This window comes from Streptomyces sp. ADI95-17, from assembly GCF_003846175.1.
In the GTDB taxonomy this organism is placed as follows: Bacteria; Actinomycetota; Actinomycetes; order Streptomycetales; family Streptomycetaceae; genus Streptomyces; species Streptomyces sanglieri.
Window position 1 is genome coordinate 582689 of sequence record NZ_ML123045.1, and the last position, 22032, is coordinate 604720.

General features: G+C 73.1%; 19 protein-coding genes and 1 riboswitch. Of the genes, 11 read left to right on the forward strand and 8 right to left on the reverse strand.

All coding sequences use genetic code 11. The annotated features are described in order from the left end of the window. Positions 1-89: 89 nt before the first annotated feature. The 6 genes from EES42_RS10710 to EES42_RS10735 all read right to left on the reverse strand — a co-directional run bounded on the left by EES42_RS10710 (position 90) and on the right by EES42_RS10735 (position 7312). Positions 90-953 carry an ECF transporter S component gene (locus EES42_RS10710; protein WP_124717893.1) on the reverse strand — a complete coding sequence of 288 codons (864 nt, stop codon included), beginning with the start codon at positions 951-953 and terminating at the stop codon, positions 90-92. Continuing rightward, complete coding sequence (locus EES42_RS10715; protein ID WP_124717894.1) at positions 905-2617, reverse strand: ABC transporter ATP-binding protein; 1713 nt, start codon at positions 2615-2617, stop codon at positions 905-907. Before EES42_RS10715 ends, EES42_RS10710 begins: the two co-directional genes overlap by 49 nt. Beyond that, entirely contained in the window at positions 2614-3870 is a 1257-nt protein-coding gene (locus EES42_RS10720) for an energy-coupling factor transporter transmembrane component T (RefSeq protein ID WP_241196352.1), read from the reverse strand. Before EES42_RS10720 ends, EES42_RS10715 begins: the two co-directional genes overlap by 4 nt. Next, positions 3867-4574, reverse strand: coding sequence for an SCO2322 family protein (locus EES42_RS10725; RefSeq protein ID WP_124717895.1), 708 nt, complete (start codon positions 4572-4574; stop codon positions 3867-3869). The genes EES42_RS10720 and EES42_RS10725 overlap by 4 nt, the downstream gene beginning before the upstream one ends. Continuing rightward, on the reverse strand, positions 4571-5845 hold the full coding sequence (locus EES42_RS10730) for a prenyltransferase/squalene oxidase repeat-containing protein (protein ID WP_124717896.1): 1275 nt from the start codon (positions 5843-5845) through the stop codon (positions 4571-4573). The genes EES42_RS10725 and EES42_RS10730 overlap by 4 nt, the downstream gene beginning before the upstream one ends. Before the next feature lie 109 nt (positions 5846-5954). Continuing rightward, a riboswitch (cobalamin riboswitch) is annotated at positions 5955-6090 on the reverse strand. Positions 6091-6271: 181 nt separating this feature from the next. Beyond that, positions 6272-7312, reverse strand: coding sequence for an MBL fold metallo-hydrolase (locus EES42_RS10735; protein ID WP_124717897.1), 1041 nt, complete (start codon positions 7310-7312; stop codon positions 6272-6274). A 258-nt stretch (positions 7313-7570) separates the two neighbouring features. Here EES42_RS10735 and EES42_RS10740 point away from each other — a divergent pair, with 258 nt between their 5' ends. Further along, positions 7571-9031, forward strand: coding sequence for an aldehyde dehydrogenase (locus EES42_RS10740; RefSeq protein ID WP_124717898.1), 1461 nt, complete (start codon positions 7571-7573; stop codon positions 9029-9031). Further along, a complete protein-coding gene (locus EES42_RS10745; RefSeq protein WP_124717899.1) occupies positions 9031-9264 on the forward strand; it encodes a ferredoxin in 234 nt (77 codons plus the stop codon). Before EES42_RS10740 ends, EES42_RS10745 begins: the two co-directional genes overlap by 1 nt. 109 nt (positions 9265-9373) lie before the next feature. On the opposite strand, the gene EES42_RS10750 is transcribed toward EES42_RS10745, so the two are convergent. Beyond that, the gene (locus EES42_RS10750) at positions 9374-10996 is read right to left on the reverse strand and encodes an alpha/beta fold hydrolase (protein WP_124717900.1); all 1623 of its coding nucleotides are present in this window, start codon (positions 10994-10996) and stop codon (positions 9374-9376) included. A 474-nt stretch (positions 10997-11470) separates the two neighbouring features. On the opposite strand from EES42_RS10750, the gene EES42_RS10755 reads away from it, so the two are divergent. The 7 genes from EES42_RS10755 to EES42_RS10785 all read left to right on the forward strand — a co-directional run bounded on the left by EES42_RS10755 (position 11471) and on the right by EES42_RS10785 (position 17389). Then, a complete protein-coding gene (locus EES42_RS10755; RefSeq protein WP_164495216.1) occupies positions 11471-12457 on the forward strand; it encodes an urea transporter in 987 nt (328 codons plus the stop codon). Positions 12458-12461: 4 nt separating this feature from the next. Further along, positions 12462-12767, forward strand: coding sequence for an urease subunit gamma (locus EES42_RS10760; RefSeq protein ID WP_124717902.1), 306 nt, complete (start codon positions 12462-12464; stop codon positions 12765-12767). An 81-nt stretch (positions 12768-12848) separates the two neighbouring features. After that, positions 12849-13256: an urease subunit beta gene (locus EES42_RS10765; protein ID WP_124717903.1), complete on the forward strand. Its 408-nt coding sequence runs from the start codon at positions 12849-12851 to the stop codon at positions 13254-13256. Beyond that, positions 13256-14980 carry an urease subunit alpha gene (gene ureC / locus EES42_RS10770; RefSeq protein WP_124717904.1) on the forward strand — a complete coding sequence of 575 codons (1725 nt, stop codon included), beginning with the start codon at positions 13256-13258 and terminating at the stop codon, positions 14978-14980. Before EES42_RS10765 ends, ureC begins: the two co-directional genes overlap by 1 nt. 45 nt (positions 14981-15025) lie before the next feature. Beyond that, the gene (locus EES42_RS10775; RefSeq protein WP_124717905.1) at positions 15026-15724 is read left to right on the forward strand and encodes an urease accessory protein UreF; all 699 of its coding nucleotides are present in this window, start codon (positions 15026-15028) and stop codon (positions 15722-15724) included. An 85-nt stretch (positions 15725-15809) separates the two neighbouring features. After that, entirely contained in the window at positions 15810-16451 is a 642-nt protein-coding gene (gene ureG, locus EES42_RS10780; protein ID WP_124718496.1) for an urease accessory protein UreG, read from the forward strand. Then, entirely contained in the window at positions 16448-17389 is a 942-nt protein-coding gene (locus EES42_RS10785) for an urease accessory protein UreD (RefSeq protein WP_346775390.1), read from the forward strand. Before ureG ends, EES42_RS10785 begins: the two co-directional genes overlap by 4 nt. A 31-nt stretch (positions 17390-17420) precedes the next feature. Here EES42_RS10785 and EES42_RS10790 read toward each other — a convergent pair whose 3' ends face one another. Continuing rightward, complete coding sequence (locus EES42_RS10790; RefSeq protein ID WP_124717906.1) at positions 17421-18887, reverse strand: extracellular catalytic domain type 1 short-chain-length polyhydroxyalkanoate depolymerase; 1467 nt, start codon at positions 18885-18887, stop codon at positions 17421-17423. Positions 18888-19170: 283 nt separating this feature from the next. On the opposite strand from EES42_RS10790, the gene EES42_RS10795 reads away from it, so the two are divergent. Both EES42_RS10795 and EES42_RS10800 read left to right on the forward strand, forming a co-directional pair. Continuing rightward, positions 19171-19977 (forward strand): 3-hydroxybutyrate dehydrogenase, encoded by an 807-nt coding sequence (locus EES42_RS10795; protein ID WP_124717907.1) that lies wholly within the window; start codon positions 19171-19173, stop codon positions 19975-19977. Positions 19978-20025: 48 nt separating this feature from the next. Beyond that, positions 20026-22020, forward strand: a complete 1995-nt coding sequence (locus EES42_RS10800) for a helix-turn-helix domain-containing protein (protein ID WP_124717908.1) — start codon at positions 20026-20028, stop codon at positions 22018-22020. Positions 22021-22032 lie beyond the last annotated feature (12 nt).

Genomic DNA, 22032 nt, shown 5'->3' on the forward strand with positions numbered 1-22032 from the left:
GCAGCTCCGCGGCGCCGCTCAGCGGGCCGTACGCCCGGGAGCGCGGCTACTATCCCGCGTCGTGGAGGACCAAGGTCCTGTGGGAGCCCTCACTCGCGAGGAGCGTCGAATGTGACCTGGGCCTCGAAGGCGGCGCGGCGGGTGGCCCGGCGCAGCGCCTTCAGCAGCGCCGGACCGACGGCCAGGGTCAGCACCGCGGTGAGCACCGCCCGGCCCAGGTCCCAGCCGAGCGAGGTGGCCAGACAGTAGGCGAGGAAGCGGACCAGGTTGTCCGTCAGCGGATCGCCCGCGTGGAAGGAGACCCCCGAGCCGGCCGGGGGCACGATCGTCCACCCGTACAGGTTCATCACCGTGCCGTACGCGAACGACGCCACGAACCCGTAGCCCGCGAGCATCAGCGACTCGGCCCGCCCGCGCAGCCGGTCAGGGCCCGGCAGCAGGCCCGCGCCCATCGCGAACCAGCCCATCGACAGCATCTGGAACGGCATCCACGGCCCGACCCCGCCGGTGAGCAGTGCGGATGCGAACATGGTCACCGAGCCGAGCACGAAGCCGAAGCCGGGCCCGAGCACCCGGCCGCTCAGCACCATCAGGAAGAACATCGGCTCCAGCCCCGCCGTACCCGCCCCCAGCGGCCGCAGCGCGGCACCGACCGCGGCCAGCACCCCCAGCATGGCGACCGCCTTCGCGTCGAGGCCGTCGTCCGCGATCGTCGCCACGACCACCCCGACCAGCAGCGGCAGCAGCGTGGCGAACAGCCACGGTGCGTCCTGGGAGTGCGCCAGACCGGAGCCGGGACCGGCCAGCAGCGGCCAGCCGAACGCGGCCACCCCGATCACGCTGATGAGGACGAGCGCGGCGATCGCCCGCGGCCCGAGCCGTACCGCCCGCACCCGGCGCCCGCTCACGACGGGTCTCCCAGCGCGGCGCGCACCTGCGCCACGGTCAGCCATTTCTGCGGGGCGAGGATCTTCGAGGTCTGCGGGGCGAACGCCGGGGACGAGACCACCACCTGCCGGGTCTCGCCGTCCGCGACGACCTCCCCGTCGGCGAGGATCACCACCCGGTGCGCCAGTTCCGCCGCGAGTTCCACATCGTGCGTGGCCAGGACGATCGCATGCCCCCGGGCCGCGAGGCCGCCGAGCACCGTGACCAGCCGGGCCTTCGCCGCGTAGTCCAGGCCGCGGGTCGGCTCGTCCAGGAGCAGCAGCGGGGGCCGCGCGGTGAGCACGACCGCCAGGGCGAGGGCGAGGCGCTGGCCCTCGGAGAGATCGCGCGGATGGGTGTCGTCCGGCACATCGGGCAGCAGCTCGGAGACCAGGGCCCGGCAGCTGCCGGGGGCGGCGCCCGCGTCGCTGTCCGCCGCGGCGCACTCGGCGGCGACGCTGTCCGCGTACAGCAGATCGCGCGGTTCCTGCGGTACGAGCCCGACCCGGCGCACCATCTCGCGCGGCTGGGTGCGGTGCGGGGTCCGGCCGCCGACGAGGACGGTGCCGGAGGTGGGCTCGACCATGCCGACGAGGGTGGCCAGCAGGGTGGACTTGCCCGCGCCGTTGCGGCCCATCAGGGCGACGGTCTCGCCCGGGGCGACGGTCAGCGTCACCCGGCGCAGCGCCTCGACGCGCCCGCGCCGTACGCCGAGCCGCTCGACCCGGGCCGTGGCATCGGCGGCCGGTTCGGGCTCGGCGGCGGTCCGAGCGCCGCGGCCCAGCAGCCGGTCCAGGACGCCGCGCCGCACGGGGGAGGGGGCGACGGGTGCGAGCGGGGGAGCGGTCAGCGGCTCCGGGGCGGGCGGCTGCACGGAGGCGAGCCGTTCACGCAGGTCCGCCGCCCGGCGCCGGGCATCGCGGACCGAGAGCGGCAGCGGTTCCCACCCCGCCAGCCGGCCCAGCGCGACGACCGGCGGGCGGACCGGGGAGACGGCCATGATGTCCGCGGGCGCGCCCATGACCGGGGCGGCGCCCGGCGACGGCAGCAGGACGACCCGGTCCGCGTACTGCACCACCCGCTCCAGCCGGTGCTCCGCCATCAGGACCGTCGTACCCAGGTCGTGCACCAGCCGTTGCAGCACGGCGAGGACGTCCTCGGCCGCCGCCGGGTCCAGGGCGGACGTCGGCTCGTCGAGGACCAGGACCTTCGGGTGCGGGGTGAGGACGGAACCGATCGCGACCCGCTGCTGCTGGCCGCCGGAGAGCGTGGCGATCGGCCGGTCGCGCAGCTCGGCCAGTCCCAGCAGGTCCAGGGTCTCCTCGACCCGCCGCCGCATCACGTCGGGGGCCAGTCCCAGCGACTCCATGCCGTACGCCAGCTCGTCCTCGACCGTGTCGGTGACGAAGTGGGAGAGCGGGTCCTGGCCCACCGTGCCGACCAGATCGGCGAGTTCGCGCGGCTTGTGGGTACGGGTGTCGCGGCCGTCGACCGTGACCCGGCCGCTCAGCGTGCCGCCGGTGAAATGCGGCACCAGACCGGAAACGGCACCCAGCAGTGTCGACTTGCCGACCCCGGACGGGCCGACGAGCAGCACCAACTCGCCCTCGGGGACGGTCAGATCGACCCCCGACAGGGTGGGGCGCTCGGCCCCCTCGTAACGCACCGAGACCTGCTCGAACCGGATCACTGGATCTCCTTGGAATTCGGCGCACCCACCGGCGCGGCACCCACCGGCGCGGCACCCACCGGCGCGGCACCCACCGGCGCGGCACCCACCGGCGCGGCATTCGCCGGCGTACCCACCGGCGGCGGCACCGGCGCCACCACCGCGGGCAGCAGCCCGATCAGCACCGCCGCCGCGGGCCACAGCGGAAGCACCGGCGCGGTCAGCGGCACGACCCCCGGGTGCAGCGCCTCCCCGTAGGCACCGCCCGCCCAGATCATCGCCACCGCCACCGCGACGCCCGAACCCGCCACCAGCCAGGCCCGCACACCCCACCGGTCGGGCCGGTAGCGGGTACGGACCGAGCGGGCCCCGCCGAGCCGCAGCCCGGCCATGGCGGCGACGAGCCCGGCGATCAGCACCGGCACCCCGTACACCGCGCCCTGCGCGGCCAGCAGCCCGTACGTACCGGCGCACACCCCCAGCAGCCCGCCGAGCGTGAGGACGTTCGTGGTGCGGCGGACCGCGGGCGGGACCTGGGCGGTGCGCCCGTAGCCGCGCGCGTCCATCGACGCGGCCACCGCGACCGAACGCTCCAACGCGCCCTCCAGGACCGGCAGCCCGATCTGGAGGACCGCCTTGATGCCACCGGTCGGACGGCCCCGCAGCCGCCGTGCGGTGCGCAGCCGCATCACATCGGCGACCATGTTCGGCGCGAACGTCATCGCGACGACGACCGCGACGCCCGCCTCGTACAGCGCGCCGGGCAGCGACTTGAGTAGCCGGGCCGGGTTGGCGAGCGAGTTCGCCGCACCGATACAGATCAGCAGGGTGGCCAGCTTCGCCCCGTCGTACAGCGCGAAGACCAACTGCTCGGCGGTGACCCGGCCACCGAGCCTGACCCCCTTCGCCCAGTCGGGCAGCGGCACCTCGGGGAGCGTGAACACCGTGTGCGTACCGGGGATCGGCGAACCGAGGAAGACGGAGAAGACCAGCCGCACAGCGACGACGAACAGCCCGATCCGGATGAACGCCCCGTACGAACGGGCCCACGGCGCGTCCGTACGGCGCGCGGCCACGACGTAACCGGCCACCCCCACCAGCAGCCCGAGCAGCAGCGGATTGGTGGTCCGGGACGCGGCGGTGGCCAGGCCGAGCGCCCACAGCCACCAGGCTCCGGCGGGCAGGGCGTTGCTCCGGCTCGCCGCGGGCGCGCGCAGCGCACGGCGGCGAGCCAGGGGCGTGCGGCCGGCCGGAGCGCTGGTCGAGGCGGTCATCCGCGGCGGCGGCGGGCCTGCACGACCGCGGCGATGCCGAGGAGGAGCACGGCGCCGACCCCGACGAGCACCCCGGCGGACGGGCCGCCGCCGGAACCGCCCGAGGCGCTGGAGGCCGCGGACCCGGCCGGTGACGCGGAAACGGAGGCGGAAGCGCCGGGCGTGCCATTGCCGTTCCCGCTCCCGCTCCCGTCGCCGGAGACCTGTTCGCCGCAGCCCGAGCCCGGGTAGCCGGCGATGGCGCAGAGCATCGCGTCGCTGCTGTAACGCAGCGGCTTCGCCACCGAGGCGAGCGCCTCCGCGGCGCTCGCGTCCGGTCCGACCCGTGCGCACGCGGTGCGCGGCGCGGGCGGTGTCTCACCGGCCGGGGCGTCCGCCGCCGTGCCCGGGTCGATGACGAGCGCGATCCGCTTGGTGCCGTCCTTGGCCGGGGTGTCCGCGCAGATCTTCGTGAACTCCGGGGCGCGGCGCGGCTTCGCCGAGTCCTGGGAGTCCTCGCTGACCGAGAACCGGAAGCCCTGCACCGCCCCGTCGTCCGGCCGGACCAGCGACGGGCCCTGGGTGGCGTACGTCCAGCCGGAGCCGGAGCCCTCCCAGAACGACCAGTACCGGTACCCGGCCGCCTGGGCAGGTCCCGCGCCGAGCACGGCCAGGACCGCGCCCAGGACCACCAGCAGCGCGGTGGTCCGTCCCGCGCGCCTCACGGCTGCCTGTTCTTCCGGCGACCGCTGATCAGGAAGAACGCGATCGCGGCGAGGACGAGGCCGATGCCGATGTACCACCACACGCCCCCGATCACGTCGTCGCCGCTGTGGACCTGGTCCTTCTCCGTGGCCTCGTACCCGGTGTCGGCGGACGGGTCGGGCGTCACGACGGAGGCGGGCTCGGGGCCGGCCGCGTTGAGCCGGGCGACCAGGTCGACGCCGCCGAAGTCCCGGGCGTTGTTGCCGGTCGCGTGGGCGGCCAGGACCAGCTGGGCGTAGGCGGCGGGGCCGTTCTGGCCGGCCCAGTCCGCGGAGTTCTTCTTCAGCCAGTCGACGGCTTCGGCCGCCTTGTCCTGGTGGCCGGCCGCGGAGAGCGCGACGACCGCGTCCGCGGTGTTGCCGAAGTCGGGCTGCGGGGTGGTGTCGGTGGCACCGGGCATCGGCGCCAGGTCCAGGTGGCCGCTGCCGGCGAGGGCGCCGGTGAGGTAGTGGGCGCCGTTCTGGGCGGCCTGCTCGGGCGTGAGCCCGGAACCGGACCGGCAGGTGGGCGCCTTGCCCGCGGCGTTGTTCCCGACGGCCAAGGCCTTGCCCATCGTGCCGAGCACGGCGGCCGCGGTGGCGTCGGCGTTCGCGGCGAGCTTGCCCTTCTTGTCGGGCTGGTAGGCGAAGGCGCCGCCGTCCTTGCCGCCGCACGGGATGGCGAGGGCGAGCAGCGGGTCGTAGGGGGTCTTGCCGCCGGGGGTCGTGATGTCCGCGAGCCGCTGACCCTGACGGGCGAGGGCGCCGATCACCAGGGAGGTGGAGTTGGCGTCGCTGGGCGCACCCGCGGTGTAGCCCCAGCCGCCGTCCTCGTTCTGTACGGACTTCAGCCAGCGCACCGAGTTGTTCACGGTCTCGCGGTGCCCGCCGACCTCGACCAGCGCCTGGGTGGCGGCCGCGGTGGCATTGGTGTCCCGCACCGTCTTGGCGTCGCACGGCTTGGTGGTATCGGGCCGGTACGCGGCGTAGGAGCCGTCGGCGCACTGCTGGCCGATCAGCCAGTCCACCGACTTCGCGGCCGGGGTGACCCCTTCGAGCCGCTGCGCGAGGAAGGCCAGCGACTGCCGCCACACCCCGTCGTAGGTGGGGTCCTTCGTGCCGTACAGCCCGGACGGCAGTGCGACGGACGGCGAGGGCGAGGGGGACGGCGCTGCCACCGCGACCGGCGCAGCGGCCGCGCAGAGCACGGCGGCGGTGGCGGCGAGCGTTGCTGCGCTGCGACGTACGGTCATGGCGGGCGGTGCCTCTCCTGCGGGGTGAACCGGGCACAGGCACGCTCAGGCACCAGGCTCCGGCCCCGTGTACCTCGACGGTGCCGACCACCGGGGGATCCGGTGGTCCGAGCCGGTCACGACCGCGGACAGGGCATTCCGACTCACCGCCTGCGAAGACGGTTCACGGCTGCGTGGTCAGTGCCGGATTCGCACCGGCTTCCCCCTGAACGGGCATGATGACGACCCGCACACTCTACCGGGCGGCACCGGCCGGACTCCGGGCCGGGAGGAGCGCCCCGTACGTGTCACTACTCACGTGCGCGTCACCACACCCACCCCACCGCTCACGCCGCGATGACCGCCCCACCACCCACACCGCGACGTACGCCACCGGGTCACGCCGCTGCGTACGCCACCACTCACACCGCGACGTACGCCACCCGGTCACACCGCGATGTACGTCACAGGCTCGCTCCCCGGCACCGCCTCCGCGCGCCCGAGCTTCACCAGCCGCCGCAGATGCGCCTCCGCCTCCGAGACGGCGATGTTCCGGGAGCCGTGCGGGATCTGCTCCCAGGGCCGGTTCCACTCCATCCGCTCGGCCAGCTCCCACGGCGTCAGCGGCTCCGCCAGCAGCCCGAGCAGCCCGGTCAGCCGCTCCTCGTGATGCCCGAGGAGTTCCCGCACGCGCCCCGCCGCATCGGTGAAGGCGTACTGGTGGGCGGGCAGTACCTCGGCGGCCCCGAGCCTGCCGATCCGCTCCAGCGAGTCGAGGTAGTCGCCGAGGGGGTCGGTGGCCGTGGCGTCGTCCGGGTCCTCGTACAGCCCGATGTGCGGACTGATCCCCGGCAGCAGATGGTCCCCCGAGAAGAGCCGTCCCCGCCCCGGCAGATTGCCCGGGTGCTCCTCCTCCAGGTGCAGGCACACATGCCCGGGCGTGTGCCCCGGTGTCCAGATCGCCCGCAGCCTGCGCCCCGCCAGGTCCAGCAGCTCGCCCGGCACGATCTCCCGGTCCGGGAGCGCGGCCCGCAGCCCCGGCAGGGTGCGCGTCCGGCTCCGGCCGGCCGCGGCGGCCCGCAACGGCGCGAGGTGCTCCTCGGGTGCTCCGACCGCGGTGAGCTTGGCCGCGAGATACGTCAGCCACCTGCCGGGTTCGGACTCCCGGGTACGGCGCACGATCGCGGTGTCCGCCGCATGCATGGCGATCCAGGCCCCGGAGGCCTCGCGCACCTGCCCGGAGAGCCCGTGGTGGTCGGGGTGGTGGTGGGTGATGACCACACCGTGGATGTCGGCCATCTCCGTACCGACGGCGGCGAGCCCGGCCCCGAGCGTGTCCCAGGCCTCGGGATCGTCCCACCCGGTGTCGATCAGCACCGGACCTCGATCGGTGTCCAGGACGTGTACGAGGGTGTGGCCGAGCGGATTGTCCGGGATGGGCACCTTGATGCTGTGCACGCCCCCGCCGTGGTCGGTCACCTGCGTCATGAGGTCCCCATCTCTCTGGACGGCGTACGGCTTCGCGGCTCCGGTGCGTCGCCCCCACTGTAACGAGAACTTGTTCCAGTAGTAGCCCCGGTCGACCATCTCGTTTCGGAGTGCTGTCGCAGGACCGGGTTCGGGTGCCCGCGTGGTGCCGGAAGGCGCTGCCGCAGTCGTGGACTACTGGAACTGGAACTGGTATCAGTTCTGACACGGAGTCAGATGTTGAGTCGGGTACGCACCGGTTCGCGGGAGGCAGTAGCCATGACCGAGCTTGTCGAACACGGAAAACTTTTCATCGGCGGGGAGTTGGCCGATCCGCTGGGCCGGGAAGTGATCGAGGTCGTCTCGCCCCACACCGAGCAGGTCATCGGCCGGGTGCCGCACGCCTCCCGGGCGGATGTGGACGCGGCCGTCGCCGCCGGGCGGCGGGCGTTCGACGAGGGGCCCTGGCCCCGGATGAGCCTGGACGAGCGGATCGCGGCGGTGACCAGGATCAAGGACGCGTTCGCCGTCCGGTACGAGGAGATCGCCCGGGTCATCAGCTCGGAGAACGGCACCCCGTACACGTCGAGCGTCATGGTGCAGGCGCTCGCCGCGATGATGGTGTGGGACTCGGCGATCACCGTGGCCCGCGACTTCGCGTACGAGGAGCGGCGGACCGGGGCGCTCGGGCCGTTGCTGGTGCGGCGGGAGCCGGTCGGAGTGGTCGCGGCCGTGGTGCCGTGGAACGTTCCGCAGTTCACCGCCGCCGCCAAGCTCGCGCCCGCGCTGCTGGCGGGCTGCTCCGCCGTGCTCAAGGTCTCGCCCGAATCCCCGCTGGACGCCTACATCCTGGCCGAGATCGCCGCCGACGCCGGGCTGCCGGAGGGCGTGCTCTCCATCCTTCCGGCCGACCGCGAGGTCAGTGAGTACCTGGTCGGGCACCCCGGCGTCGACAAGGTGTCGTTCACCGGGTCGGTGGCCGCCGGGCGCCGGGTGATGGAGGTCGCCTCCCGCAACCTCACCCGCGTCACACTGGAGTTGGGCGGCAAGTCCGCCGCCGTGATCCTTCCCGACGCCGATCTGGACGCCGCCGTCGCGGGCATCGTCCCCTTCGCCTGGATGATCAACGGCCAGGCGTGCGTGGCCCAGACCCGCATCCTCGTCCCGCGCTCCCGCTACGACGAGACGGCCGAGGCGTTCGCTGCCGCGGCGTCCGCGCTGAAGGTCGGCGACCCGCTCGACCCGGCCACCGAACTCGGCCCCCTGGTCGCACAGCGCCAGCAGCGGCGCTCGCTCGACTACATCCGGATCGGGCAGGACGAGGGCGCCAAGATCCTCACCGGCGGCGGCCGCCCGGCGTCCCAGGAACGGGGCTGGTACGTCGAGCCGACCCTCTTCGGCGACGTCGACAACTCGATGCGGATCGCCCGCGAGGAAATCTTCGGCCCCGTCATCTGCCTGCTGCCGTACGGAGACGAGGACGAGGCCGTACGGATCGCCAACGACTCCGACTACGGGCTTAGCGGCAGCGTCTGGACCGCCGACACCGAGCGCGGCATCGACATCGCCCGCCGGGTCAGGACGGGCACGTACAGCGTGAACACCTTCAGCCTCGACATGCTCGGCCCGTTCGGCGGGTACAAGAACTCCGGCCTGGGCCGGGAGTTCGGGCCCGAGGGATACGGCGAGTACTTCGAGCACAAGATGATCCACCTGCCGGCCGGATACGAGGGGGCGTGATGGGCGACCGCTGGGCCGTCGAGGTCGACCGAGGGGTCTGCATCGGCTCCGGGATGTGTGTGAACCACGCGCCGGGCGCCTTCGCCCTGGACACCGCCCGCCAGTCCCGCCCGTCGGCCCCGGAGACCGACGCCGACGAGAGGGTCCTCGCGGCGGCGGAGGGGTGCCCGGTCGAGGCGATCACGATCACACTGACCGACTCGGGAGAGGTCGTTTTCCCACCGGAGGAGTAGGCGGCGGTTGTCGCAGGGTGAGGATCCCCGCAGGTGCGGTCCTCGCCCGAGGCCCACGCCAGGGCCTCCGGTGCGTGGGGCGGTGCGGCTACGCCGTGCTCCCGCCGGCTCAGGCGTACCGGCGCAGCAGTCCGGCCACGTACGCCTCCAGTCGTTCCCCCAGTACCTCGGGCGTCAGATCGTCCCGCCCCAGCTCGCGCCACGGTCCGGCCAGTTTCGCCGCGTCGGGGCAGTAGTGCAGGGCGTCGAGCAGCCGCCAGTACAGGTGGTCGGGGCCGGTGGCGAGGCCGTGGCCGCCCCGTGCCTCGTACCGGTCGCGGAAGTCCAGCCCGTACGCCGGTCCGTGCAGCAGGGCGAGCGCGGTCGAGCAGTGCGCCACGTCCAGGTCGGCCGGGCCCCACGAGGTCTCGACCCAGTCCACGACACCGGTGATCCGCAGCTCGGGCCCGGTGCCCGCGAAGAGCACGTTCCCGGGGTGGAAGTCGCGGTGCAGGAAGCGGCCTTCGTACGGTGGCGGGTCGCGGCGGATCACGTCCACGGCCCGCTCCCACAGGGGTCCGTCCGGGGTGCGGACGCGTTCCGGGGACGTCCATGCCTGGCAGGTGCGCGGCCTTTCGGCCGGTACGACGCCGTGGACGCGGACGAGTTGGGCCGCGAGCAGGTCCAGGCGTCGGTCGAGGTCGTCCCCGTCGACGCGGACGCGGCCCGGCAGCGCGGACATCAACAGGGTCGGGTGGTCGCAGTGTTCGGCGGTGGCGTCCACGGCGACGAGACCGGGCGCGGGGACGGAGTCCTGTTCGGCGAGCAGCGCCAGGACGGACGCCTCGCGGTTCAGCAGCCCGGACCCGTGGTGGCGGAAGAAGGGCTTCACGAAGGTGCGTTGCACCAGGTCCGTGCCGTCGTCGAGGGTGAGCCGGCGCATCTGGGAGCTCCAGCCGCCGGCCAGGAGACGGGAGCCGGCGACCGAGCGGCCGGGGCCGATCTGCTTGGCCACCCACGCGCGCGTCGCCGTCCAGCCCCGGTTGTCGAGCCCGGTCAGCACCGCCGCCACGAACTCCCGCCGGTCGTCGCCGTGGTCGCCGAGCCACAGGCCCAGTCGGTGCGATGCGTCCGGCAGGTCGAGCCGTGTGTACTGGGCGCGCGCGGCCAGCGCTTCCTGTACGGCCTCGGTCACCGCCGGCGGGATCACCGCGTCCGTGCCCGGCACGGCGAGCACGGCCCGGCCCTCGTACGCCCGCAGCGCGTCGAGCGCGGGTGCCTCCCGCCAGCTGTCCGGCCGCCGGATGATTCCGCTGAACCGGCCGTTCCCGTCCCCGAAGGGCTCGTCCCACGCCTCGGCGGCGTACACGGCGGGCGCGCACAGTCCCAGCGCCGCCACGCGGTCCCCGTAGTGCCGGGCGAGATCGGCCACCGTCTGCCCGCTCATGCTGAACCCCACCAGGACCAGCGGCCCGTCCGCCCCCGCGTACGCCTCGATCACCGCCACGGCCTGCTCGAACCGTCGCCGTAGGCTCAACTCGCCGAGCCGTCCGGTGCTTTCGCCGTGCCCGGAGAAGTCGAAGGCGATCGTGCGGCAGCCGTGGGCCACGAACTCCCGCACCAGCGGCAGCAGTCGCTCCTTGCTGCCGGTGCCCGCTCCGTGCAGCAGCACGGCGGTGGTCCCGGACGGCTCACCGCCGTGCACACCGCTGAGCCGTTCGCCGCCGTGGTCATGGGTGAAGTCGAGGAGCATGCCCCCATTCACTCACGAACCACTCACGCACGGCCTCTGTCCCCCGCAGGGGGGCGTAGCGTACGCCGGCTTTCTGTGGGGAGTGCCGGGTCGGCTCCCTTGTGCCGGAATTTAACCTAATTTTCTTGTTGAATTTTATGTGTGCATGACGCATGTAGTTGTGTGGGGTGGGGTGCTTTCGTGGAGTTTCCTTTCGGTCAAAAGGTGGATGTGGAATGTTCAACACCTGGCTAAGGATTTCGCCGCGGAGGGGGTTCGGGGGGACTGTCGGCGCGGTCTGGTGGCGTGTTGAGCTGGGGCTATCGCTGAGAGTTGATCGAATGTCGCGCCTCGTGTTCGCATCTCGCCGATGCCTTTGTGCCGCTGCCGGGCGTACGGTCTCAACGGATTGTTGACCAAGATCCACATCTCTCGAATGCGGCGATGTGGATGTATTCGGTGTGCCCTCGTTCGCCATGTCTCAAAGGAGAAGACGTGCCCGCAGCAGAACAGGCGGTGCGGATACGGGGCCGGGTATTTCCCCGGGGCCGGGCGGTTCCACGGGCCGGGGCGGTGCAGCTGCGCGGGATCGCGCAGGTGGTGCTCGTCGGCAGCCCGTGGTCCGGGCTGCTGTTCGCGGTCGCGCTGTTCGTCGGCGGGTGGCGGCTCGGGGTGTTCGGGCTGCTCGGGACCGCCGCGTCCACCGGGGCGGCGGTCCTGCTCGGGGCCGACCGGAAGGGCGTGGAGCAGGGGCTTCAGGGCTACTGCGGGTGCCTGACCGGCATCGCCCTGGTGATCCGGCTCGGCGCCTCGTGGCGGACGGCCGTGCTGGTCGTGCTCGCGGCGGCGGTCTGCGCCGTGCTGAGCGGGGCGGTGGGCCGCCTGCTCACCCCCCTCGGGCTGCCCGTGCTCACGGCCCCCTACTGTCTGGTCGTCAGTGCCCTGACGGTCGCCCTGTCGAAGGGCCCGGTCGCCGTCGGCGCGACCGCGCGGGTGCCGGGGTTCACGGAGCTGACGGCCGCCGAAGCGGGGCGGGCGCTCTGCGCCAACATCGGCCAGATCTTCTTCCTGGACACGTGGTACGCGGGCCTGATCGTGCTCGCCGGGCTCCTTGTCGCCTCCCGGACCGTGGCGCTCGCGGCGGTGGGGGCCAGCGCCGTGGCGCTCGTGACGGCCTGCGCGGCCGGGCTGCCCGCCGCCTCGATCGCCGACGGGCTGTACGGCTACAACGCGGTGCTCTGCGCCATCGCGCTGGGCGCCGTGTTCCTGACCCCCACTGTGTGGACCGCCGGTTACGCGGTACTCGCCGCCGTCGCCTCGGTCCCCTTCGCCGCCGCCTGGGAAGCCTTCGCCCAGCCGTCCGGCACAACCCCCTTCACCTGGCCGTTCACCGTGACGACCTGGCTCTTCCTGGCGGCCGGTCCGGCTCTGGACCGCCCCGGGCTCTCCTTCGGACACGCATCTTCGAGAAAGCAGACGTGACGTCATGAACCTCGCACCGCGGGAAATCGACAAACTCCATGTCTACGTGGTCGCGGACCTGGCCCGCCGCCGCCGCGACCGGGGAACCAAGCTCAACTACAGCGAAGCCGCCGCCCTGATCACCGAGGCCGTCCTGGAGGCCGCCCGCGACGGCCACACCGTCGCCGAATGCATGGAGCTGGGCCGCAGGGTCGTCAAGGGCGACGACGTGATGCCCGGCGTACGGGAGATGCTCACCGTCCTCCAGGTCGAGACGGCCTTCGTCGACGGGACGAAGCTGGTCACCTGCCACGACCCGATCAGCGCCTGAGACGTCCGAGACACCTGAGACGTCCGAGGCGTCCGAGACACCTGAGACGTCCGAGACGACTGAGAGACCTAGGAGACACAGATGTCGGGCGGAGCCCACTACCTCTACGGGGACGACCCCGTGGAGATCAACGCCAACCGTGCCAGGACCAGGCTCACCGTCGCCAACACCGGTGACCGGGCCGTCCAGGTCGGCTCCCACTACCACTTCTTCGAGACCAACCGCGCCCTGCGCTTCGACCGCGAGGCCGCCTACGGCATGCGCCTGGACATCCCCTCCGGAACCGCGGTGCGCTTCGAGCCCGGCGACACCCGCGAGGTGGAGCTCTGCGCCTTCGGCGGCAACGGGCGGCTCACCGGCTTCGCCGCACTCGTCAACGGCGGCCTGTCCGCCCCGGACACCCGGCGCGACGCGCTCCGCCGCGCCGCGGAACTCGGCTTCGTGCAGCCCGGGTCCGGAACCGAGAAGAACGAGGAGGAGCGGATCTGATGGCGATCATCCCGCGCAAGCAGTACACGGATCTGTTCGGCCCCACCGTGGGCGACCGTTTCCACCTGGCCGACACCAACCTGATCGTCGAGGTCGAGCACGACCACAACGCCGGTTCCTACGGGGAGGAGGCCGTCTACGGCGGTGGCAAGGCCATCCGGGACGGCATGGCCCAGGACCCGTCCGCGCTCAACCGCGAGGGCGCACTGGACCTCGTCATCACCAACGTCGTGGTCCTCGACCCGGTCCTCGGCGTGGTCAAGGGTGACATCGGGGTCCGCGGCGGCCTGATCGTCGGCGTCGGCAAGGCGGGGAACCCGCATCTCCAGAACGGCGTCGACCCCAAGCTCGTCATCGGCCCCGGCACCGAGGTGATATCCGGCGAGCACCTCATCGCCACCGCGGGCGGCATCGACACGCACATCCACTTCATCGCACCCCAGCAGGCCCAGGAGGGCCTGTCCAACGGCATCACCACCTTCTTCGGCGGCGGCACCGGACCCACCGACGGAACCAACGGCACCACCTGCACCCCCGGTCCCTGGAACATCCACCGGATGCTGGAGGCCGTGGAGGACCTCCCGGTCAACGTGGGGCTGCTCGGCAAGGGCAACGGCAGCCTGCCCGAGGCCCTGCGCGAGCAGGTCGAGGCGGGAGCGGCCGGGCTGAAGGTGCACGAGGACTGGGGCGCCACCCCCGCCTCGATCGACACCGCGCTGCGGGTCGCCGACGAGTACGACGTACAGATGGCCATCCACACCGACACCCTCAACGAGGGCGGCTTCTACGAGGACACCCTCTCCGCGATCGACGGCCGGACCATCCACACCTTCCACACCGAGGGAGCGGGCGGCGGCCACGCCCCCGACATCATCCGGGTGTCCGGCGAGGCCAACGTACTGCCGGCCTCCACCAACCCCACCCTGCCGTACACGGTCAACGCGGTGGACGAGCTGCTGGACATGGTGATGGTCTGTCACCACCTGTCCCGCGACATCCCCGAGGACGTCTCGTTCGCCGACAGCCGGGTGCGCGCCGAGACGATCGCGGCCGAGACCGTACTGCACGACCTCGGGGTCATCAGCATCTTCTCCTCCGACTCCCAGGCCATGGGCCGGGTCGGCGAGTCCTTCCTCCGGGCCTTCCAGACGGCGCACCACTGCAAGGAGATGCGCGGCCCGCTGGCGGAGGACAGCTCCCGCAACGACAACGCGCGGGTCCTGCGGTACCTGGCCAAGCTGACCATCAACCCCGCGACCGCGGTCGGCGCCTCGGACGTGATCGGTTCCCTGGAGCCCGGCAAGCTCGCCGACATCGTGCTCTGGCCGATCCACTCCTTCGCCGCCAAGCCCAAGATGATCATCAAGGGCGGCATGGTCAACTGGGCTCTGATGGGCGACCCGAACGCCTCGCTGCCGACACCCCAACCGGTGTACTACCGGCCGATGTTCGGCACTCACGGCCGGGCGAAGCAGCGCACCTCGGTGACGTTCATGTCGCAGGCGTCCATCGCCGCCGGGGTTCCGGACGAGCTGGGGCTCCAGCGGCGCGTCGAGCCCGTGCGGCGCTGCCGGACCATCGGCAAGCAGCACATGGTGCGCAACGACGCGCTGCCGCGCATCGAGGTGGACCCCGAGACGTACAAGGTCACCGTGGACGGCGAGCCCGCCACCATCGAGCCGGCCGAGCGGCTCCCGCTCAACCACCTCTTCTACATCGTCTGACGCGTGCCCGGCATCGTCCGACGACCGCCCGAACGGAGAACCGGTGTGAACGACCCGATACCGATCCCGGCGCTGCTGACCGGACTCCAGCTCACCGACTCGGCCTTTCCCAGCGGCTACTACACCCTCTCCCACGGGCTGGAGGGCTTCCAGCAGGCCCGCTCGGTCACCCCGTCCGGCCTGCCGGCGCTCCTGCACGACCTGCTGCGCCACAGCGTGGGCCCGGCCGACGCCACCGCCCTCGCGCTCGCCCACCGTGCGGTCACCGCCGACGACTGGGACGAGGTGGTGGCCGTGGAGCAGCGGCTGCACGCCACCAAACTGGGCCGTGAGGCCCGGCAGGCCGCCGTCCGCACCGGGCGGCAGCTGCTGGACCTGGCCGGCGAGGTGTACGGCACCGCGCCGATCGAGCGGTACCGGGAGCTGTACCAGGACGGCGCCGTACGCGGCTGCCAGCCGGTCGTCGCCGCCGTCGTCCACGCCGGCAACGGGCTGCCCGTCCGCCAGGCGGTCACCTGCGAACTGTTCGCCTTCGCGGCCAGTCTCGTGGGGGCCGCCATGCGGCTGCGGCTCACCGACCACCGCCGGGCGCAGGTCGTGCTGCACGGGGCCGCCCCGGTCATCGAGGAGACCGTCGCCGCGGCCCTGGACCGGGAACTGCCCGACATCGGCGGCTGCGTCCCGGTGGCCGACGTCATGGCCGGCCGCCACGAGCGCGCCGAGGCACGGCTGTTCGCCAGCTAGAACCCCCTCCCACCCGTTCCGACCAGACAGGATCACCATGCACGACCCCATGCAGGCCAGGCACCACCACCACGACGACGAACTCATGCGGCGGCCGAAGGACGGCGTCCTGCGCGTCGGGATCGCCGGACCGGTCGGCTCCGGCAAGACCGCGCTGATCGAGGCACTCGTCCCGGTGCTGATCGAGCGCGGCCGGACCCCCGCCGTCATCACCAACGACATCTTCACCACCGAGGACGCCGCGCATGTGCGCCGCACCCTGGCCGGGATCCTCGACGCCGAGCGGATCGTCGGCGTGGAGACCGGGGCCTGCCCGCACACCGCCGTCCGGGACGACCCGACGATGAACCAGGCGGCCGCGGACGAACTCCTGGAGCGCTTCCCCGAGGTGGACACCCTGCTCTTCGAGAGCGGCGGGGACAACCTCACCCTCACCTTCAGCCCCGCGCTGGTCGACCTGTTCCTGTTCGTGCTGGACACCGCCGAGGGCGACAAGATGCCCCGCAAACGCGGCCCCGGCATCACCGAGTGCGAACTGCTCGTCATCAACAAGGTGGACATCGCCCCCTACGTACGGTGCGACCTCGGCGTCATGGAGTCGGACGCGCACCGCGTCCGGGACGGCCGGCCGGTGGTGCTGACCAATTCGCTCACCGGAGAGGGCCTCGGCACCATCGCCGACTTCCTCCTGTCCCACGAAGCCGCCCAGGAGACGGCCTCCGCGTGACCGGGGCGCCCGCGCGGCTGGATCCCGCGCACTACGAACCCCGGCGGGTCCCGGCCCGGATGCTCGAACTCACCAGCACCCCGGACACCCTGGCCGCCGGGCGCCCCGGCAAGGTCGGCCTGCTCGAACTGGGCTACGCGCGGGTGGGCGGGCGGACCGAACTCGTCGACCGGTACCAGAAGTCGCCGCTGCAGATCATGCGCCCGCTGTACATCGATCCGCTGCGCCCCGACCTTCCGGTGACCTATCTGATGTCGACCGGCGGCGGCATCGTCCAGGCCGACCGCAACCGGATCGACATCGACTGCGGCCCCGGTACCTCGGTCCACCTGACCACACAGGCCGCCACCAAGGTGCACCGGATGGAGTTCGACCACGCGACCCAGATCGTCAACCTGGCGGTGCGGGAGGAGAGTTACGTCGAGTACCTGCCGGACTCCCTCATCCCCTACCGGGACGCCCGCTTCTACCAGCACACCCGGGTGACCGTCGACCCGACCGCCACCGTGCTGCTGGGCGAGACGATCGCGGCCGGACGGCTGGCCCGTGGCGAACGGCACGCCTACCGGATGCTCTTCAGCGATCTGGAGGTCCGGCGCCCCGACGGGACGCTCCTGGCGGTGGACAGCGTCCGGCTCGACCCGCACGGGCCGGGCGGGGTCACCGGACCGGCCGTCTTCGCGGGCCACGACCTGATGGCCTCCCTGTACGCGGTCACCCCGCTCGCCCCCGCGGCCCGGGTCGCCGACACCCTCCACGAGGCCCTCGAACCGACCGGCCTGCTCTTCGGGGCGAGCACCCTGCCCGACGACTGCGGGGCGTGGGTCCGGGTCGTCGGCAGCGACCCGCCCGCCCTCACCCGTGCGATGCGCGCCGCGTGGGACGCCGTGCGGCAACTGCTCATCGGCGTCCCGGCCCCGGACCTGCGCAAGACCTGACCGAACCGGGCGGGCCCGCGCCGGACACCGTTCAGGCCGCGCACCCGGTGTCCGCGATCACGAAGTACCCCGTCGGCGACTCCCGCAGGGTGTGGGTGACGAACACGTTGTACAGGCCCATGTCCTGGTCCGAGCCGTTGGCGTACACATGGCCGCCCGTGGTGTGCGCCCGGCCCGCCGCCACCTGCGCGTAGTTGGTCGCGGTGAAGCACCGGGCCGGGGCGCCGCCGGCGGTGGTCGCCGTCACCCGGGGCGAGGCGGTGCCGGGCGTGCCCGACCCGTCGACCGCCGTCACCGTGTAGCGGTACGCCGTGCCGGCGGTGAGACCGGTGTCCGTGTACGTCGTACCGGCGGTGCCGGCGACCCCGGCGCCGTCGCGGTGCACCGCGTACGAGTCCGCCCCCGCGACCGCGTCCCAGGACAGTGAGACACGGTCCGCCGCGACGTCCGTGACACGCAGGCCGGACGGGGCGGGAAGCTGCTCCCCGCCGCCGGGCACGTCCCGGTCCAGGCCCCAGAAGACACCGGTGTGATACGTCGAGCAGATGGCGTTCAGGAAGTACGCGGCCGTCGTCCCGCACTGCTCGGCGCCCGAGCCGGGGCTCACGGCCAGACCGTGGCCCATGCCGGAGACGGAGTACGTCACCACCGCCGGGTTCCCCGAGGTGTCGTCGTACACGCTGCGCGTCGTGCCGCCGGGGAGGCTGTCCGTGGCCGACGGGGTCTGGCCGATGCCCCAGACGTCCGTCCACTGGTCGCGCAGGGCCGTCGCGTTGGCCGGGTACACCGTGTAGTCGGCGCTGCCCTGCCAGATCGCCACCCGGGGCCAGGGCCCCGCGTACCCGGGGTGGGCGGCACGCACCTTGTCGCCCCACTGCGCGGGCGTCAGCTTCTGCGGGCCCGTCTGGCAGCCGGACGCGCCCGCCTGGCTCGTCGCGCACTGGGCGGGCAGCCCCGAGGCCACGGAGCCGCCCGCGAACACGTCCGGGTAGGCGGCCAGCAGGTCGGCCGTCATCCCGCCGCCCGCCGAGAGGCCGGTGACGTACACCCGGCGGCCGTCCGAGCCGTACCGCTGCTTCGCGTACTCCACCATCTGCACGATCGAGGCGGCCTCGCCCCGGCCCCGGCCGTCCTCGGCCGGATCGAACCAGCCGAAGCAGGACAGCGCGTTGTTGGCGGCCGTGGTCTGCGGGAACACCACGGCGAAGCCCCACAGGTCGGCGTACTTCGGCCAGCCCGAGTTCGTGTAGTAGTCGTTCGCGGTCTGCGTGCAGCCGTGCAGGGCCACGACCAGCGGCGCGTTCGCCGGCAGGGACGCGGGGGCGTACTCGTACATCTGGAGATTGCCGGGGTTCGAACCGAAGCCGGTGACCTGTTGCAGACCACCGGCGGCAGCGGCCGGCGGCGCTCCGGTGGCACCGAGCATCGCCGCGACGAGGGCGAGAGCGGCGGTGGGGGCGACGCGCCGGAGCAGGCGTCGCAGGATCGATGGGCGCACGGGTGCCTCCCTGAGAGGGCTGGGCCGGCTGATCGGACACTGCCGGCGGACGCTACGGGCCCCGCGCGCCCCCGCCCATGGGCCCGGCGGCCACTCCCCGGCACCGGCTGTGTGCGGCACCGCCGTTGCGCGCCCCGGCCGGCGGCGGCGGACCGCGCCCGGCACGGCACACCGCAGGGCCGCCGCCGGAACCGCCCCATGTACGCCGCCACCATGCCGGCGTACGACGGTGTGTGCACCGACCCCGTGTGACGTGGGCCCCGGCCTCCTTACGGTGACGGCCATGGAGACTCCTCAGCCCCAGGCCCCCGGGCCCGCCCCGCTCACCGTCCCGCCGCCCGCGAACCCGACGCTGACCGGGCGCACCGCGCTGGTGACCGGCGCCGCGAGCGGCATCGGACGGGCCTGCGCACAGGCCCTGGCGGCGGCCGGCGCCCATGTGCACGTGGTGGACAAGGCCGCCGACGCGGCGAAGAGCCTGGCGGAGGCGATCGGCGGGACGGCGTGGGTGGCCGATCTCGCCGTCCCCGACGTGGTGGACGCCCTGCCCGCCGACGTGGACATCGTGGTCAACAACGCCGGGCTCCAGCACGTCGCCCCCGTGCACGAATTCCCGCCGGACCGCTTCGCACTGATCCAGCGCGTCATGGTGGAGACCCCGTTCCGCATCTTGCGCCGGACCCTGCCGGGCATGTACGAACGCGGCTGGGGGCGCGTGGTCAACATCTCGTCGGTGCACGGACTGCGGGCCAGCCCCTACAAATCGGCCTATGTGACGGCCAAACACGCACTGGAGGGGCTCAGCAAGGTGGTCGCGCTCGAAGCGGCGGAGCACGGGGTGACGAGCAACTGCGTCTGCCCCGGGTACGTACGCACCCCGCTGGTCGAGAACCAGATCGCCGACCAGGCCCGTACGCACGGCATCTCCGAGGAGGAGGTGGTGGGCCGGGTCATGCTGGAACGCAGTGCGATCAAGCGGCTGATCGACCCCGGCGACGTCGCCGAGGCCGTGCTGTGGCTGTGCGGGCCGCGCACCGGGCACATCACCGGAACCTCGCTCGCCATGGACGGCGGCTGGACCGCCAACTGACCTCCCCCCGCCCCTACGAATCCCGCCCCCTACGAATCCCGGCCGCCCATGTCTGAACCGTCCGCCTCCGCCATCTCCGCCGCCTCCGCCGCACCCCATCTGCGACGCCTGCTCGACCTGCTGGCCGACGACGCCCCCGCCGAGGCACTGGGCGCCGTCTCCTCGCAGGCGCGGGCCGCCGGGGTGCCCGCGGGCGATCTGGCGGAGGTGGAGCGGGGCACCGCCGCCGCCCTGCGGATCAGGGGCGCCCTGCGCCAGCACCGCCGCCGCGAACTCCAGCTCACCGCGCTCTTCGACACCGCGGGCGACCTGGCCGCCTCCCGCGACCTCGACGACGTGCTCAAGGCGATCGTCCGCCGGGCCAGGATGCTGCTCGGAACGGACACGGCCTACCTCACGCTCCCCGACGAGGAGGCGGGCGACACCTACATGCGGGTCACCGACGGATCGGTGTCGGTGGTCTTCCAGCGGCTGCGGCTGGAGCTCGGCCACGGGCTGGGCGGCCTGGTGGCGCAGACCGCGCGACCGTACGCCACCCACGACTACCGCACCGACGACCGCTTCCACCACACCCGCAACATCAACGCCGGGGTACTGGACGAGGGGCTCGTCGCCATTCTGGGCGTGCCGCTGCTCCTCGGCTCCAGCCGCGGCGGCACCGGAAAGGTCATCGGCGTCCTCTTCGCCGCCGACCGGGCGCCCCGCGTCTTCAGTCCCGACGAGGTCGCGCTGCTCTGCTCGCTCGCCGCCCATGCCGCGATCGCCATCGACACCGCCCGCGCGCTCGCCGACACCCGGTCCGCGCTCGACGAACTGGCCTACACCAACGCCGAGTTGGCCGAGGCCAACGCCGCGGTACGGGAACACTCGGCGGCCATGCGACGGGCCGAGGAGTCCCACGACCGGCTCACCGACCTGGTGCTGCGCGGCCGGGACGTCAAGGACGTCGCGGCGGCGGTCGCCGGGCTGCTGGACTCCCCGCTGACCATCCACGACCCCGGCGGGCGGCCGCTGGCGGCCGTCCGGCCCGACGGCGCGGACTTCGCCGCCGACGGCATGGACGCCGGATGGCTGGCCGAGACCGCCGAGGAGTCCCGTACCGGCGCCCGCGCCGTGCACCGCGACGGCCGGTGGATCTGCGCGGTCCTCGCCGGGCAAGAGCTCCTGGCCGGTCTCGTCCTGCACCGGCGCGGTCAGCTCGACGACTCCGACCGGCGGCTGTTCGAGCGGGCCTCGGTGGTCACCGGACTGCTCCTGCTGCTGCGCCGCACCGTCGCCGAGACCGAGAACCGGATCCGGGGCGAGCTGATCTCCGACCTGCTGACCGACGCGGACCGCGACCCGGCCGGACTCACCGAACGCGGCCGCCGCCTGGGCATCGACCTCGACCGCCCGCATCTGCTGCTGGTGGCCGAGAGCGGGGCCCGGGAGCGGCTGGCCCCCGCCGCGATGCGCTATCTGTTCGGCGGGGACATCCACGGGGTGAGCGCGGAACACGCCGGGGCCGTGGTGCTGCTGGTGGCGGCCGGTGACCCCGGACCGGCCGCGGGCGACGCGGCCCGTGCGGCGGCGGCCCAGCTCGGCCGGCTCGCCCAGACCCCCGTCACCGTCGCCGCCACCGGCCCGGCACGCGGCGCCCGCGAACTGGCCGCCGCCTACGGGGAGGCCGCCCGCTGCCTGCGCGCGATGCGGGTCCTCGGACGCACCGGCGAGGGGGCCTGCGTCGAGGAACTCGGCTTCCTGGGCGTGGTCCTGGGCAACGCCCAGGACGTCGACGGCTTCGTCTCGGCGACGCTCGGCCCGCTGCTGGAGTACGACGCGCAGCGCGGCACCCACCTGGTGCGCACCCTCGCCGCCTACTTCGGCTCCGGGGGCAGCCTCGTCCGGGCCAAGGACGAACTCCACGTGCACGTCAACACGGTGGTGCAGCGGCTGGACCGGGTGCAGGTGCTGCTCGGGCGCGACTGGAACGAACCGGGTCGCGCCCTGGAACTTCAACTCGCGCTGCGGCTGCACCTGTTGACCGGCGGCCGGGAGCGGTAGGGGCCGCCCGCC